11 protein-coding genes are annotated in these 15,153 nt (G+C 67.1%); 8 read left to right on the forward strand and 3 right to left on the reverse strand.

The genetic code is table 11. The features are described 5' to 3' along the window. Positions 1-16: 16 nt before the first annotated feature. The 6 genes from AC06E7_RS17520 (at position 17) to AC06E7_RS17545 (ending at position 6,032) form a co-directional block, all read left to right on the forward strand. Complete coding sequence (locus AC06E7_RS17520; protein WP_093532544.1) at positions 17-529, forward strand: 3-hydroxyanthranilate 3,4-dioxygenase; 513 nt, start codon at positions 17-19, stop codon at positions 527-529. Positions 530-649: 120 nt separating this feature from the next. Further along, positions 650-1,927: a kynureninase gene (gene kynU / locus AC06E7_RS17525; RefSeq protein ID WP_184127038.1), complete on the forward strand. Its 1,278-nt coding sequence runs from the start codon at positions 650-652 to the stop codon at positions 1,925-1,927. Positions 1,928-1,959: 32 nt separating this feature from the next. Beyond that, entirely contained in the window at positions 1,960-3,327 is a 1,368-nt protein-coding gene (locus tag AC06E7_RS17530) for an FAD-dependent oxidoreductase (protein ID WP_478065467.1), read from the forward strand. Continuing rightward, positions 3,327-4,766, forward strand: coding sequence for an exodeoxyribonuclease I (sbcB, locus tag AC06E7_RS17535; RefSeq protein ID WP_184127042.1), 1,440 nt, complete (start codon positions 3,327-3,329; stop codon positions 4,764-4,766). The genes AC06E7_RS17530 and sbcB overlap by 1 nt, the downstream gene beginning before the upstream one ends. After that, the gene (locus AC06E7_RS17540; RefSeq protein ID WP_184127044.1) at positions 4,763-5,449 is read left to right on the forward strand and encodes a DUF2461 domain-containing protein; all 687 of its coding nucleotides are present in this window, start codon (positions 4,763-4,765) and stop codon (positions 5,447-5,449) included. Before sbcB ends, AC06E7_RS17540 begins: the two co-directional genes overlap by 4 nt. Before the next feature lie 43 nt (positions 5,450-5,492). After that, positions 5,493-6,032, forward strand: coding sequence for a DUF2939 domain-containing protein (locus AC06E7_RS17545; protein ID WP_478065468.1), 540 nt, complete (start codon positions 5,493-5,495; stop codon positions 6,030-6,032). A gap of 79 nt (positions 6,033-6,111) precedes the next feature. On the opposite strand, the gene AC06E7_RS17550 is transcribed toward AC06E7_RS17545, so the two are convergent. The 3 genes from AC06E7_RS17550 to AC06E7_RS17560 all read right to left on the reverse strand — a co-directional run bounded on the left by AC06E7_RS17550 (position 6,112) and on the right by AC06E7_RS17560 (position 13,024). After that, positions 6,112-7,056: a 5'-nucleotidase gene (locus AC06E7_RS17550; protein WP_068852910.1), complete on the reverse strand. Its 945-nt coding sequence runs from the start codon at positions 7,054-7,056 to the stop codon at positions 6,112-6,114. Positions 7,057-7,072: 16 nt separating this feature from the next. Beyond that, the gene (locus AC06E7_RS17555) at positions 7,073-7,846 is read right to left on the reverse strand and encodes an NAD kinase (RefSeq protein WP_478065469.1); all 774 of its coding nucleotides are present in this window, start codon (positions 7,844-7,846) and stop codon (positions 7,073-7,075) included. 201 nt (positions 7,847-8,047) lie between these two features. Then, the gene (locus tag AC06E7_RS17560; protein WP_478065470.1) at positions 8,048-13,024 is read right to left on the reverse strand and encodes an NAD-glutamate dehydrogenase; all 4,977 of its coding nucleotides are present in this window, start codon (positions 13,022-13,024) and stop codon (positions 8,048-8,050) included. Between the two features lie 171 nt (positions 13,025-13,195). Here AC06E7_RS17560 and AC06E7_RS17565 point away from each other — a divergent pair, with 171 nt between their 5' ends. Both AC06E7_RS17565 and AC06E7_RS17570 read left to right on the forward strand, forming a co-directional pair. Further along, positions 13,196-13,855, forward strand: coding sequence for a TetR/AcrR family transcriptional regulator C-terminal domain-containing protein (locus tag AC06E7_RS17565; protein ID WP_184127090.1), 660 nt, complete (start codon positions 13,196-13,198; stop codon positions 13,853-13,855). Further along, complete coding sequence (locus AC06E7_RS17570) at positions 13,855-15,147, forward strand: efflux RND transporter periplasmic adaptor subunit (protein ID WP_478065471.1); 1,293 nt, start codon at positions 13,855-13,857, stop codon at positions 15,145-15,147. Before AC06E7_RS17565 ends, AC06E7_RS17570 begins: the two co-directional genes overlap by 1 nt. Positions 15,148-15,153 lie beyond the last annotated feature (6 nt).

The following is a 15,153-nucleotide window of genomic DNA, read 5'->3' on the forward strand; positions in this document are numbered from 1 at the left end:
GCAGGAACCCACCGCCATGCTTGCGCCCCCGATCAACCTGCTGGGCTGGATCGAAGAGAACCGCCACCTGCTCAAGCCGCCGGTGGGCAACAAGATGATCGAGAACGGCGACTTCATCATCATGGTGGTGGGCGGGCCGAACAGCCGCACCGACTTCCATTACGACGAAGGCCCGGAGTGGTTCTACCAGCTGGAAGGCGAGATGCTGCTGAAGGTGCAGGAAGACGGCGCGGTGCGGGATATTCCGATCCGCGCTGGCGAGATCTTCCTGCTGCCGGGCAAGGTGCCGCATTCGCCACGCCGCCCGCCCGGCGGCGTCGGCCTGGTGGTGGAGCGCAAGCGGCTGGCGCACGAACGCGACGGCGTGATGTGGTTCTGCGAGCGCTGCAACCACAAGCTGTACGAGGTGTTTTTCACCCTCGAGAACATCGAGACCGACCTGCCGAAGGTGTTTGCCGAATACCAGGCATCCCTGGACCTGCGCACGTGCGACGCGTGCGGGCATGTGGATCCGTTGCCGGCGACCTGATTTGGACCGAAACCGGCTATCTGGCGCCATGCCACGCCGTTTTCGGCCCCTATGTCGGATTCATCCCATAGGTCAAACAGATAGATAAACTGTGCTTTCACAGACAACATCTATCGTCCAATGTCCGAGCTCCTCAGCCGCACCCATGCCACCGCCCTGGACGCCGCCGACCCGCTGCGTGCGCTGCGCGCTGAATTCGTCTTCCCCCAGCACAACCACCGCGACCAGACCTATTTCGTCGGTAATTCGCTGGGCCTGCAGCCGCGCGGGGCCAAGGCGGCGGTGCAGGAGGTCATGGACAAATGGGGTGCGCTCGCCGTGGAAGGCCATTTCACCGGCGAGACCCAGTGGCTGGGCTACCACCGCCTGGTCAATCGGCAGCTGGCCCAGGTAGTGGGCGCCCTGCCCAGCGAAGTGGTCGCCATGAACACGCTGAGCGTGAACCTGCACCTGATGATGGTCAGCTTCTACCGGCCCAGCGCCGAGCGCCCGGTGATCCTGATGGAAGCCGGCGCCTTCCCGACCGACCGCCACGCGGTGGAATCGCAGCTGCGCTTCCACGGCTTCGACCCGGCTACCGATCTGGTCGAAGTCCAGCCGGATGAGCCCAACGGCACCATCTCGCTGCAGGCCATCGAACGCGCCATCACCGAACACGGGCCGCGCCTGGCGCTGGTGCTGTGGCCCGGGGTCCAGTACCGCAGCGGCCAGGTATTCGACCTGGATGCGATCACCCGCATGGCGCGCCTGCAGGGCGCCCGGGTCGGCTTCGACCTGGCCCACTCGGTCGGCAACGTGCCGCTGCAGCTGCACGACATCGCGCCGGACTTCGCCGTGTGGTGCCATTACAAGTACCTCAACAGCGGCCCCGGTGCCGTGGCTGGCTGCTTCGTGCACGAACGCCACCACCGCGACACCAGCCTGCCGCGCTTCGCCGGCTGGTGGGGGCATGAGGAAGCCACCCGCTTCAAGATGGCCCCGCAGTTCGTGCCGGCGGTGGGCGCAGAAGGCTGGCAGCTGAGCAACCCGCCGGTGCTGGGCCTGGCCCCGCTGCGGGCCGCGCTTGACGTGATCGACAAGGCCGGCGGCATCCAGGCCCTTCGCGACAAGTCGCTGCAGCTCACCGGCCTGCTCGATGCACTGGTCCGCGCCCGCCTGCCCGGCGTGCTCGAAGTGCTCACCCCCAGCGAGCCGGAACGCCGTGGCTGCCAGCTGTCGCTGCGCGTGGTGGCCGGCCGTGAACGCGGCCGCAACCTGTTCGAATACCTGCAGACCGTGGGCGTGCTGGGCGACTGGCGCGAACCCGATGTGATCCGCATCTCGCCCACCCCGTTGTACAACCGCTACCTTGACCTGCACCACTTCGTCGAGGAAGTGGAATCTTGGGCCGGCCTGTAAGCCGCCCTCCCCCACCCCTGCGCGGAACCGCCTTGATCGCTACCCCCCATCGCTCCCTGAGCATCATCGGCGCAGGCCTGGCCGGCTCCCTGCTGGCCATCCTGCTGTCCCGCCAGGGCTGGCGGATCACCCTGTACGAACGCCGCGGCGATCCGCGCATCGCCGATTACGAGTCCGGCCGCTCGATCAACCTGGCCCTGGCCGAACGCGGCCGCAACGCGCTGCGCCAGGCCGGGGTCGAAGACGCGGTGATGGCCAAGGCAGTGATGATGCGCGGCCGTATGGTGCACCCGCGCCAGGGCGAGCCGCAGCTGCAGCGCTATGGCCGCGACGACAGCGAAGTGATCTGGTCCATCCACCGCAAGGACCTCAACACCACCCTGCTGCAGCTGGCCGAAGATGCGGGTGCGCAGGTGCACTTCCACCGCCGCCTGCACACCGTGGATTTCGATGCCGGCTATGCGCGCTTCATCGATGACCGCACCGACCATCCGCATGACATCCGCTTCGATACGCTGATCGGCGCCGACGGCGCCGGCTCTGCGCTGCGCGCGGCCATGAACCGCAAGCACCCGCTGGACGAGCGCATCGAGTTCCTCGACCACTCCTACAAGGAGCTGGAAATCCCGCCCACCGACGACGGCGGCTTCCGGATCGAGGCCAATGCCCTGCACATCTGGCCGCGCGGCAACTACATGTGCATCGCGCTGCCCAATGACGAAGGCACCTTCACCGTCACCCTGTTCCTGCCCAACGAAGGCAACCCCAGCTTCGCCACCACCAACAGCGGCGCCGAAGCCGAGGCGTTGTTCGCGCGCGATTTCCCCGATGCGCTGGCGCTGATTCCAAACCTGCGCCGCGATTGGGAAGAACACCCGCCCGGCCTGCTCGGCACCCTGCACCTGCGCCAGTGGCACCTGCAGGGCCGCGCGGTGCTGCTTGGCGATGCCGCCCACGCCATGGTGCCGTTCCACGGCCAGGGCATGAACTGCGCGTTCGAGGACTGCGTGGCGCTGGCCCGCCACCTGCTGGAGCAGGATTCGCTCGCCCAGGCCTTCGCCGCCTTCGAAGCCGAGCGCAAGCCCAACGCCGAAGCGATCCAGCAGATGGCGCTGGAAAACTACCTGGAAATGCGCGACCGCGTGGCCGACCCGGCCTTCCTGCTGCAGCGCGAGCTGGAGCAGCAGCTGCAGGCGCGCTGGCCCACCCGCTTCGTGCCGCACTACACCATGGTGACCTTCCTGCACACGCCGTACGCGGTGGCGCTGGAACGCACCGAGCTGCAGCGGCGCATCCTGGAAACGGCCACCGCCGGCCACGACAGCCTGGAGCACATCGACTGGGCCGCGCTGGAACGCGTGGTGCACCAACAGCTGACCGTGCTGGAGGGCGCGCACTGATGGCCGACAGCTTCCTGTTCTACGACCTGGAAACCTTCGGCCAGGACCCGCGCCGCACCCGCGTGGCGCAGTTCGCCGCGATCCGCACCGACGCCGACCTGAACATGATCGACGCACCAGTGAGCTTCTACGTGAAGCCGGCCGACGACCTGCTGCCCTCGCCGATTGCCACGCTGATCACCGGCATCACCCCGCAGCATGCGCTGGCCGAAGGGGTCAGCGAAGCCGAGGCGTTTTCGCGGATCAACGACCTGATGGCGCGCCCGGGCACGTGCACGCTGGGCTACAACACGCTGCGCTTCGACGACGAGTTCGTGCGCCACGGGCTGTTCCGCAATTTCTTCGATCCCTACGAACGCGAGTGGCGCAACGGCAACTCGCGCTGGGACCTGCTGGACATGCTGCGGCTGGTGCACGCGCTGCGCCCGGACGGCATCGCCTGGCCGCAGCGCGAGGATGGCGCGACCTCGTTCAAGCTTGAGCACCTGGCGCTGGCCAACGACGTGCGCCAGGGCGACGCGCACGAGGCACTGTCCGACGTGCACGCCACCATCGGCATGGCGCGTCTTTTCAAGCAGGCCCAACCCCGGCTGTGGGATTACGCCCTGAAGCTGCGCGACAAGCGCTTCGTCGGCAGCCTGCTTGACGTGGACGCGATGCAGCCGGTGCTGCACATCTCCATGCGCTACCCGGCCCAGCGCATGTGCGCCGCGCCGGTGATGCCGATCGCGCGCCACCCGTACATCAACAACCGGGTCATCGCGCTGGACCTGGAAGGCGACATCGATGGGTTGCTGGCCCTGCCGGCCGAAACGCTGGCCGCGCGCCTGTACACGCGCGCCGCCGACCTGGCCGAGGGCGAACAGCGCGTACCGCTCAAGGAAGTGCACTTGAACAAGGTGCCCGCGCTGGTGGCTTGGAACCACCTGCGCCCGGCCGACCATGCTCGGCTGGGCATCGACGTGGCCACGGTGGACGCCAATGCCGCGCGCGTGCGCGAGGCCGGCCCGGCGCTGGTCGAGAAGATACGGCAGGTGTACGGCGGCGAGCGCGGGGCCACGGTCAGCGATGTGGATGCTTCGCTGTACGACGGCTTCCTGGCCGACGGCGACAAGGCCTTGATGACCCGCCTGCGCACCAGCCCGCCGGCCGAGCTGGCCGGTTTCGCCGAGCGGCTGAAAGACCCGCGCATGCCGGAGCTGCTGTTCCGCTACCGCGCGCGCAACCACCCGCAGACGCTGGATGCCGGCGAACGCGGGCGCTGGAACGACTACCGGCGGCAGCGCCTGCTCGGCGATGCCGGGCTGGGCGAGCAGAACCTGCCCGACTTCCGCGCGCAGCTGGACACGCTGGCGCTGGAGCATGCCGCCGACCCGGCCAAACTTGCCCTGTTGCAGCACCTGCGCGACTGGGGCACCGATCTGGAGCAGAGCCTGTGAGCACCTATTTCACTCCCGCCAGCTTCACCTTCCTGCGCGGGCTGGCGCGCAACAACGACAAGACCTGGTTCAACGCGCACAAGCCGAAGTACGAAGAGCACGTGCGCCAGCCGTTCCTGCAGCTGATCAGCGACCTGCAGCCGGACCTGGCGGTGGTGAGCGGACACTTCCGCGCCGACCCGCGCGGCGTGGGCGGCTCGCTGTTCCGCATCTACCGTGATGCGCGCTTCTCCAACGACAAGTCGCCGTACAAGACCTGGCAGGGCGCGCGGCTGTTCCATGAGCGGCGCAAGCAGGTACCGGCGCCGTCGTTCTACATCCACCTGCAACCGGGCGGGTGCTTCGTTGGCGCTGGCCTGTGGCATCCCGAGCCGGCCACCCAGCGCAAGGTGCGCCATTTCATCGTGGACAACCCCGGCGCGTGGAAGGCCGCCGCGCATGCGCCGGCGCTGCGGAAGAAGTTCGATTTCGAGGAAAGTGAGAAGCTGGTGCGGGCACCGCGCGGGTTCGAGCCGGATTTCGAATTCATTGACGACCTGAAGCATCGCAACTGGGTGTTCTGGCGCTCGCTGGATGATGCGACCATGACCGGGCCAAAGCTTCGGCAGACGCTGGCGAAGGATCTGGTGGCGTTGGGGCCGTTTGTCGATTATCTGTGCGCGGCGCTGGATCTGGAGTTTTGAGCACTCTACCCCGCCTTGACGTGGGCTTCGGCAAGCTGGCGGCATGAAAAAGCTGCTTCTGCTGCTGGGGCTTGGCGTGGTGCTGCTGGCAGGCTGGCTGGTCAGCGGGCCGTATCTGACCCTGCGCGGGCTGGCCGGGGCGATCGAGCAGCGCGATACCTCCCAGCTGGACCGCTACGTGGACTTCCCGATGCTGCGCGCCAACCTGCGCGCGCAGCTGGATGATTACGTGGTGCGACGGGCCGGGCCGGACGTGCAGTCCAACCTGGTCGGCGCGCTGCTGCTGACTGCCGGGCAGAAGCTCAGCGGCACGGCGGTGGATGCGATGGTCACGCCGACCGGGATCGGCGCGTTGATGGAAGGCCATACGCTGTGGAAGCGGGCCAGCAATGACCTGGAGAGCAATGACGCGTACGCGGCGCCGCGTGCGGCGCGGCCGCTGGAGGGCGCCACGCACCGGTTCGAGTCCACGTCACGATTCACCGCCACCACCCATACGGCGCAGGGCGCGCCGGTGGTGTTCGTGCTGCAGCGGCAGGGGTTGCGCTGGAAATTGGTCAATATCGAGCTGCCGCTCGATTAGTCGGTGTCACGACCAACGGTCGTGACCTACCCATGTATCCGCCCGACCGGTAGGTCACGACCGTTGGTCGTGACCGCCGTCAATCGTTGGCCACGCCGTGGGGTACATGGCCGGCGGCGACGCTGAGGTGCTGGCGCGCGCTGTCGATGTTGTGCTGCGAATCGTCGAAGAAGATATCCGCCCCGAACGCTTCCAGGAACGGGCCTTTGTGGCGGCCGCCCAGGAACAGCGCTTCGTCCAGGCGCACGCCCCATTCGCGCAACGTGCGGATCACCCGCTCATGGGCCGGGGCCGAGCGCGCGGTGACCAGCGCGGTCCGGATCGGCGCATCTTCGCCCGACGGGAACACTGCCTGCAGGGTGTGCAGCGCCGACAGGAAGTTGCGGAACGGACCGCCACTGAGCGGCTCGCGGGCGTTTTCGCGCTCGTGCCGGCCAAACGCTTCCACGCCCTGCTCGCGCGAGATGCGCTCGCTTTCATCGCCGAAGATCACCGCGTCACCATCGAAGGCGATGCGCAGCTGGCCCAGCGGCTGGCTCATGTCGACCGGTTCGGCCGCCGCCAGGGTCTCCCCGTGCGGCTTGGGCAGGATCGTGGCCGCGGCGATGCCATGCCGCAGCGCACGCCGCACCGATTCCGGGTTGGCCGACAGGAACAGATCGGTCCCGAACGGCTTCACGTACGGCCAGGTCGGCTCGCCGGCGGTGAAGGTGGCGCGGATGATGCCCAGGTCGTAATGCTGGATGGAATTGAAGATGCGAAGACCGGTATCGGCTGAATTGCGCGACAGCAGGATGACCTCCACCCGCGGCGATTCCGGCGACTGGCCCTGGTTGAGCGCCAGCAGCTTGCGCACCACCGGGAACGCCACGCCAGGACGCAGCACATCGTCCTCATGCTTGCGCTGGTACTCGGCATAGGCGTCCACGCCTTCGGCCTCGAACAGCGCGTGGCCCTCTTCCAGGTCGAAAAGCGCGCGCGAGGTCACGGCAACGGTCAGCAAACGGGGGGTGTTGTCGCCCATGGCGGTTAAAAATCCTTCAAAACATGAACTGTTCGCTGAGGATCCGGTCTTCCAGGTTGTGTTCCGGATCGAACAGCAGGGTCACCCGGCGCTCGCGCGACTCGCGGATGGTCACTTCGACCACGTCGCGGGTCTCGTGCGAATCGGCGGTCACGCTGACCGGGCGCTTGTAGGGGTCGAGTACGCGGAAGCGCACTTCGGTATCGGCCTTCAGGATCGCGCCACGCCAGCGCCGCGGCCGGTACGGCGCCAGCGGGGTCAGTGCGATGGTGTGCGAGCCCAGCGGCAGGATCGGGCCGTGTGCGGAGTAATTGTAGGCGGTGCTGCCGGCCGGGGTCGCCACCAGCACCCCATCGCCGATCAGCTCGGCCACCCGCTCCTGGCCGTTGAGGTCGACCCCGATGTGCGCGGCCTGCCGGGTCTGGCGCAGCAGCGACACGTCGTTATAGGCCAGCGAGCCGGTGGTGGTGCCCGATTCGGTCAGCGCCAGCATTTCCAGCGGGCGCAGGTTGGCCGGCTCGGCACGGGCGATGCGCGACTGGATGTCGTCCTCGGCCCTGTACTGGTTCATCAGGAAGCCCACGGTGCCCAGCTTCATGCCGAACACCGGCAGGCCAAGATGCCCATGCCGGTGCAGGGTCTGCAGCATGAAACCGTCGCCGCCCAGGGGACACAGCACCTCGGCAGCGTCCGGCGCGTGGTCGCCATAGCGTGCCACCGCGGCCGCGCGGGCCGACTGGGCCGCCTCGGTGTTGCTGGCAAGGAACGCGATGCGGGGGGTGTCGCTCATGAAGATTCCCGGTGGGGCATGGCCGAGAGCATACCCGGGCGAGCGCCGTTCGTGCGTACGCGAGCGTGAACCGCACGAACGCGGCCAGCGACCGCATCGACCAACGGTCGATACCTACCGGTAGATCACGACCGTTGGTCGTGATTCAACAAAAAGGCCCCGCCAATGGCGGGGCCTTCTGCTTTCACGCATCAGCGCAGGTTACGCGCCGTGCGCTGCCAGCTGGCCCAGGCGCTGTACCGCCACCGAGACCGTCGGGTAGTCGAGCGTCTTCTGCTCGGCCAGCTCCTGCAGCATCGACAGGGTGAAGCGCAGGCTGCTGTCGTCACGGCCGATCCAGGCCGCAACCTTGGCTTCGGCACTGCCCCCCTTCATCGACAGCACCTGGGCGGCCAGGTTGCGATGATGGGCGGCCAGCTCGTCGCGCAGCACGCCACGGGCCACGGCGTGCCAGCGGCCGTTGACCTCCAGCGCGTCGATCTGCTCGAACAGCCACGGCAGCTGCAGCGCGTCGCCCAGGCGGAAGTGGACCTTGGACACGTCCACCGGCTTGAGCTTGCGGGTACGCGCCAGTTCGATGATGTCGAATGCCGGTTCCAGGAACTGCAGCTCGGACAGCTGCTGTGCCAGTGCCGGCGGCAGGCCCTTCTCCTTCCATTCCTGCACACTGGCTTCGTACGCCGGGCGCTGTGCGTCCGGCAGCACGCCCGAGGCGACACGGATGTCGTTGAACGGGGCCTGGTAGCGGTTCACCGCCTCGGTGATGCCCGGCATCGCGCCGGGGCGGAACAGCAGCCAGCGCACGAACGAACGCTGCAGCTTCCAGATCACTTCCAGCGCATCGATCTGCACCGACTCCGGCAGGGTGCCGTCCAGCGCATCGATCTGCGCCCACAGGGCACGTGCATCCAGCGTTTCGCGGCTGATGGTGTAGGCCTTGGCGACCTCGGCGATGGTGCGGCCGGTGTCTTCCTGCATGCGCATCAGGAACGTGGCGCCCATGCGGTTGATGGTCTGGTTGGTCACGGCCGTGGCGATGATCTCGCGCTTCAGGCGGTGACGCTCCATCGCATCGGCGTACTTCTTCTGCAGCGGCGTCGGGAAGTAACGCAGCAGTTCCTTGGACAGGTACGGGTCTTCCGGAATGTCCGATTCCAGCAGCTGCTGGAACGCCACCAGCTTGGAATACGACAGCAGCACCGACAGCTCCGGACGGGTCAGGCCCTGGCCACGCGCCTTGCGTGCCGAGAGCTCGGCATCGGTCGGCAGGAACTCGATCTGGCGATCCAGCAGGCCCTGCTTTTCCAGCGTGCGGATGAAGTGCTGCTTGGAACCCAGGCGCTTGACCGCCATCCGCTCCATCAGGCTCAGGGCCTGGTTCTGGCGGTAGTTGTCGTTGAGCACCAGGTCGGCCACTTCGTCGGTCATCGACGCCAGCAGCTTGTTGCGTGCGTCCACGGTCAGCTTCTTGGCCCGCACCACATCGTTGAGCAGGATCTTGATGTTGACTTCGTGGTCGGAGGTATCCACGCCGGCCGAGTTGTCGATGAAGTCGGTGTTGAGCAGCACGCCCGCCTGGGCGGCTTCGATGCGGCCCAGCTGGGTCATGCCCAGGTTGCCGCCCTCGCCCACCACCTTGCAGCGCAGGTCGCCACCGTTGACGCGCAGCGCGTTGTTGGCGCGGTCGCCCACGTCGCTGTGCTGTTCGGTGGCGGCCTTGACGTAGGTGCCGATGCCGCCATTCCACAGCAGGTCCACCGGCGCCTTCAGGATGGCGCTCATCAGATCGTTGGGCGACAGCGCCTTGATGCTGTCGTCCAGGCCCAGCGCTTCACGCACCTGCGGGGTGATCTCGATCGACTTCAGGGTGCGCGGGTACACGCCGCCGCCCTTGCTGATGAGCTTGGTGTCGTAGTCCGCCCAGCTCGACCGCGGCACGGTGAACATGCGCTCACGTTCGATGAACGACGTGGCCGCATCCGGATTCGGGTCCAGGAAGATGTGGCGGTGGTCGAACGCGGCGACCAGGCGGATGTGGCGCGACAGCAGCATGCCGTTGCCGAACACGTCGCCGGACATGTCGCCGACACCGACCGTGGTGAAGTCCTGGGTCTGGCTGTCACGGCCCAGCGCACGGAAGTGGCGCTTGACCGACTCCCACGCACCGCGTGCGGTGATGCCCATGCCCTTGTGGTCGTAACCAACCGAACCACCGGACGCGAATGCATCGCCCATCCAGAAGCCGTGGTCGATGGCCAGGCCGTTGGCGATGTCGGAGAAAGTCGCGGTGCCCTTGTCGGCGGCCACCACCAGGTACGGGTCGTCCATGTCGTGGCGGACCACGTCCACCGGCGGCACGATCTTGTTGTTGACGATGTTGTCGGTGATGTCCAGCAGGCCCTGGATGAACAGCTTGTAGCAGGCCACGCCGTTGGCGAACACCGCATCGCGGTCACCGCTGGCCGGCGGGGTCTTGGCGAAGAAGCCGCCCTTGGCACCGACCGGCACGATCACCGTGTTCTTGACCATCTGCGCCTTGACCAGGCCCAGCACTTCGGTGCGGAAGTCTTCGCGACGGTCCGACCAGCGCAGGCCGCCACGGGCAACCGCGCCGAAGCGCAGGTGGGTACCTTCCACGCGCGGGCCGTACACGAAGATTTCGCGGTACGGACGCGGCTTGGGCAGGTCCGGCACCAGCGCCGAATCGAACTTGAAGCTGATCACGTGGCCCGGGCGGCCCTGTGCATCGGTCTGGTAGTAGCTGGTACGCAGGGTGGCGTCGATCACGCCCATGAAGCTGCGCAGGATGCGGTCTTCGTCCAGGCTGGATACGCGGTCCATCAGCTTGACCAGGGCGTCGCGCGCGGCGTCCATCTGCGCCTTGCGGTCGCCCTTGCGGGCGTCGACCACGGTCTTGATGACCTTCAGGGTGGCTTCGTCGCCACCGGCCAGCACGGTCAGGTGCGCGCGCAGGTCGGCCTGGCCATCGGCGATGGCGACCTTGTCCTCATGCCCGGTGGCCGGGTCGAAGCGGGCTTCGAACAGCTCCACCAGCAGGCGGGCCAGCAGCGGGTAACGGGTGAAGGTGGCTTCGACGTAGGCCTGCGAGAACGGCACGCCGGTCTGCAGCAGGTACTTGCAGTAACCGCGCAGCATGGCAACCTGGCGCCAATGCAGGCCAGCGGCCAGCACCAGGCGGTTGAAGCCGTCGTTCTCGGCATCGCCGTGCCAGACGCGGGCAAAGGTTTCACCGAAGGCGGCATCGGCGGCAGCAGCGTCGATCGCGCCGGCCAGCGATTCCACTTCGAAGTCCTGCACGTACACCGGCGCGTTGTCCACGCTCAGGCGGTACGGGCGCTCGGCGATCACGCGCAGGCCCATGTTTTCCATCATCGGCAGCGCGTCCGACAGCGGAATGTCATCCAGCTGGCGGTACAGCTTCAGGCGCAGGCCATCGCCTTCTTCGCGGTGCACGGCCTGCAGGCTCAGGCGCAGGTCGTCCGGGCCGGTCAGCGCGTCGAGCTGGCTGACGTCGTTGGCAGCGATCTCGGTGCTCGAGTCTTCGATGTAACCGGCCGGCAGTGCCTTGCCGATGCGGGCGGCAATGCGCAGGCCTTCGCTTTCACCATGGCGGGCCACCAGCGCTTCGCGCAGGTCGTCCTGCCAGTTGCGCAGCACCTGGGCCAGCTTCTGTTCCAGTGCGCTGGTATCCACTTCCAGGGTCTGGCCAGCCTTCGGGCGCACGATCAGGTGCACCTGGGCCAGCGGCGATTCGCCCAGCACCACCGAGCTGTCCACGTATTCGCCCTGCAGCGCGTCCTTGAGCATCGCTTCGATGCGCAGGCGCACGTCGGTGTTGAAACGCTCGCGCGGCAGGTACACCAGCGCGGAGATGAAACGGCTGTACTTGTCACGGCGCAGGAACAGGCGGCTGCGCACGCGCTCCTGCAGGCCCAGCACGCCGATGGCGGTGCGGTACAGCTCTTCCTCGCTGGACTGGAACAGCTCTTCGCGCGGCAGGGTTTCCAGGATGTGGCGCAGTGCCTTGCCGCTGTGGCTGGCCGGAGCCAGGCCCGACTTGCTCATCACGTATTCGTGGCGCTGGCGCACCAGCGGGATTTCCCACGGGCGGCGGTTGTAGGCGCTGGAAGTGAACAGGCCCAGGAAGCGCTGCTCGCCGATGATCCTGCCCTTGGCGTCGAATTCCAGCACGCCGATGTAATCCATGTAGCCGGCGCGGTGCACGCGCGAACGCGCATTGGTCTTGGTCAGGATCAGCGCGTCCTTCAACCCGGTGGTGGCGTTGAGGCCCTGTGCGGCCAGGGTCTTGACCGGGCGTGCAGCGGACTTGTCCTTGCCGCGCATCAGGCCCAGGCCGGTGTCGTTCAACGGCGCCAGCACGTCTTCCTTGCCCTGCTTCTCCACGCGGTATTCGCGGTAACCGAAGAAGGTGAAGTGGTTTTCGGCGGCCCAGCGCAGGAACGCCTGGGCTTCGGCGCGCGAGGCGTCGTCGACCGGCAGCTGGCGCGTGCCGAGGTCGTCGGCCAGGGCCAGCGCCTTGCTGCGCATGGCTTCCCAGTCGCCGACGATGGCGCGCACTTCATCCAGCGCCTTGACGATGGCCTGTTCGACATCGGCCATGGCGTCGGCCGGCTGGCGGTCGATTTCCAGCAGCATCACAGATTCGGCGGTGCCTTCGCCCACGGTCGACAGCTTGCCGACCTTGTCGCGGGTGAAACGGATCACCGGGTGGCCCAGCACGTGCACGCCCACGCCATGTTCGGCCAGGGTCATGGTCACGGTGTCGACCAGGAACGGCATGTCGTCGTTGACGATCTGCAGCACGGTGTGGGCAGATTCCCAGCCGTTGGCCTTCAGGGTCGGGTTGAACACGCGCACGTTGGCCTTGCCGGCCTTGCGCACGCGGGCGAATTCGAGGGTGTCGCCGGCCAGTGCGGCCCATTCTTCAGCGGTGTGGTGCGGGAACTCGTCCGCTTCCATGCGCTTGTAGAAGTCTGCGGCGAACGCCACTGCCTCGGCCTGCCCGGCCGCCGGGTAACGCTTGCGCAAGGCCGTGTACACCGGTTCCAGCGAGAAGCCCACTGGTGAAACAGTCTGCGTATCGGCTGGTTTGGTCGTTTTTTTCACGGTCTTGGCTGCTGTTTTTTGCGGTTTCATGGCAGAGCGGTGCGTGTTGCCCAGTTGGAAAGATGAAATTGTAGCCCTACCGCATGAAAAGGCCTTGCTGCAGGACGGAATAAGGTTTTTCAGTTGGGTGGCGTTTACATCGCATGCCAGTACCGAACACAACGCTTCTCCAATTCTGAACTGGACGGTATAGTCCACCGCGTGAACTCCCCCTCTCCTGCCGCCGCCTCGCTGGACGCGCGCGATCATCGCGTGTTCGATGCCGTGCGCGATCTGATGGCCACCCAGGGCATGCAGCTGAGCATGGAGTCGGTGGCCCAGCAGGCCGGATGTTCCAAGCAGACCCTCTACAGCCGCTACGGCAGCAAGCAGGAACTGCTGCGCCGGGTGCTGCAGCGGCACCTGTGCCGGGCCACGGCCGGGCTGCGGGCACTGGAAGGCGATGATCTGCGCGGCTGCCTGCTGCAGTTTGCCTTCGACTACCTGGACCACTTCAACGAGCCGCACGTGGTCCAGACCCGCCGGCTGATCGCCGGAGAGGCGGCCCGTTTTCCCGATGAGGCACGTTCCCTGTATCGGGATGGGGCGGAAGCATTGACTTTTCACCTTGCTGAATGGATCCAACATCGCATCCACGAGGGGCTTCTGCGCCATGACGACCCGCACTTCATGGCCGAACTGCTATTGAGCATGATTGCGGGACAGGATTTCGAGAAGCAGCGCTTTCACACCCCCCACCGTGCCGACGCGTCACAGCGGCGCCGGTGGGCCGAATTTTCCGTGGACAGTTTCCTGCGCGCGTTCGCTGCGCCCGAGGCGATCCGCTTACCGCATTCAAACCAACACCGGAGTTTCTCCTGATGATCGCCCCACTCCGCACCCTCGCCCTGACGTGCGCTGTCGCCGTTGCGTTGACCGCCTGCAAGAAGCCGGAACAACAGACGCCCCCGCCGCCGGAAGTGGGCGTGATCGAAGCCAAGGCCGATACGCTGCCGTTGCAGCGTGAGCTGGTGGGCCGCCTGTCGCCGTACCGCAGCGCCGACGTGCGCGCCCGCGTGCCGGGCGTGCTGCTCAAGCGCGTCTACCAGGAAGGGCAGGACGTCAAACAGGGCCAGGTGCTGTTCCTGATCGACCCGGCGCCGCTGCAGGCCGCATTGAATGCATCGCAGGCTGAGCTCGCGTCGGCCCAGGCCACCTATGCCAATGCCAAGGCCGCCGCCGCGCGCGCCCGCTCGCTGGCGCCCAATCAGTTCGTCTCCAAGTCCGACCTGGACGCCGCGGAAGCCACCGAGCGCACCGCCGCCGCCGCCGTGCAGCAGGCGCAGGCCTCGCTGGCCAACGCGAAGATCAACCTCGGCTACGCCCAGGTCACCTCGCCCATCGACGGCCGCGCCGGCAAGCAGCAGGTCACCGAAGGCGCGCTGGTCGGCCAGGGCGACATCACCCTGCTGACCACCGTGGACCAGCTGGACCCGCTGTTCGTCAACTTCTCGATGAGCTCCGACGAGCTGACCCAGCTGCGCCGCGCGCAGGCCGCCGGCGCGGTGTCGCTGAGCGGCGATGGCAAGTCGACCGTGCAGGTGAAGCTGTCCGACGGCACGATGTACGACCAGCCGGGCACGCTGGATTACTCCTCGGCCGTGGTCGACCCGTCCACCGGCGCGGTGACGCTGCGCGCAGTACTGCCCAACCCGCAGCAGATCCTGCTGCCGGGCGCCTTCGTCAGCTTCCAGGCCGTACTGGGTGAGCGTAAAAATGCGTTCCTCGTCCCGCTGCAGGCCCTGCAGCGCGACACCACCGGCGGCTTCGTGATGGTGGTCGGCAAGGACGGCAAGGTGGTGCGCAAGAACGTGGTCACCGAAGGCCAGCAGGGCAGCAACTGGCTGGTCACCAGCGGCATCGAACCGGGCGACCAGGTGATCGTGGCTGGCGTGCAGAAGGTCAAGGAAGGCTCGCCGGCCTCGGCCAAGCCGTGGACCCCGACCGCCGCCAACGGACCTGGCGCAGCGCCTGCCGGTGCTGCACCGGCTGCGGGCGCCGCACCGGCTGCGGGCGCCGCACCGGCTGCGGGCACCGCGCCGGCCGATGCCGCCGCTGATCCGGCCGCCAAGCCCTCCGATGGCGCTCCGGCTGCCGAACCGACCAAGCAATAACGGGAC

The sequence above is a fragment of the Stenotrophomonas sp. Steno-Z4 genome (genome assembly GCF_056393145.1).

Coding starts and splice junctions, on each gene's coding strand:
- kynU (WP_184127038.1), top strand. CDS start 650: ATGTCCGAGCTCCTCAGCCGCACCCATGCCACCGCCCTGGACGCCGCC.
- AC06E7_RS17520 (WP_093532544.1), top strand. CDS start 17: ATGCTTGCGCCCCCGATCAACCTGCTGGGCTGGATCGAAGAGAACCGC.
- sbcB (WP_184127042.1), top strand. CDS start 3,327: ATGGCCGACAGCTTCCTGTTCTACGACCTGGAAACCTTCGGCCAGGAC.
- AC06E7_RS17555 (WP_478065469.1), bottom strand. CDS start 7,846: ATGAGCGACACCCCCCGCATCGCGTTCCTTGCCAGCAACACCGAGGCG.
- AC06E7_RS17545 (WP_478065468.1), top strand. CDS start 5,493: ATGAAAAAGCTGCTTCTGCTGCTGGGGCTTGGCGTGGTGCTGCTGGCA.
- AC06E7_RS17570 (WP_478065471.1), top strand. CDS start 13,855: ATGATCGCCCCACTCCGCACCCTCGCCCTGACGTGCGCTGTCGCCGTT.
- AC06E7_RS17560 (WP_478065470.1), bottom strand. CDS start 13,024: ATGAAACCGCAAAAAACAGCAGCCAAGACCGTGAAAAAAACGACCAAA.
- AC06E7_RS17550 (WP_068852910.1), bottom strand. CDS start 7,056: ATGGGCGACAACACCCCCCGTTTGCTGACCGTTGCCGTGACCTCGCGC.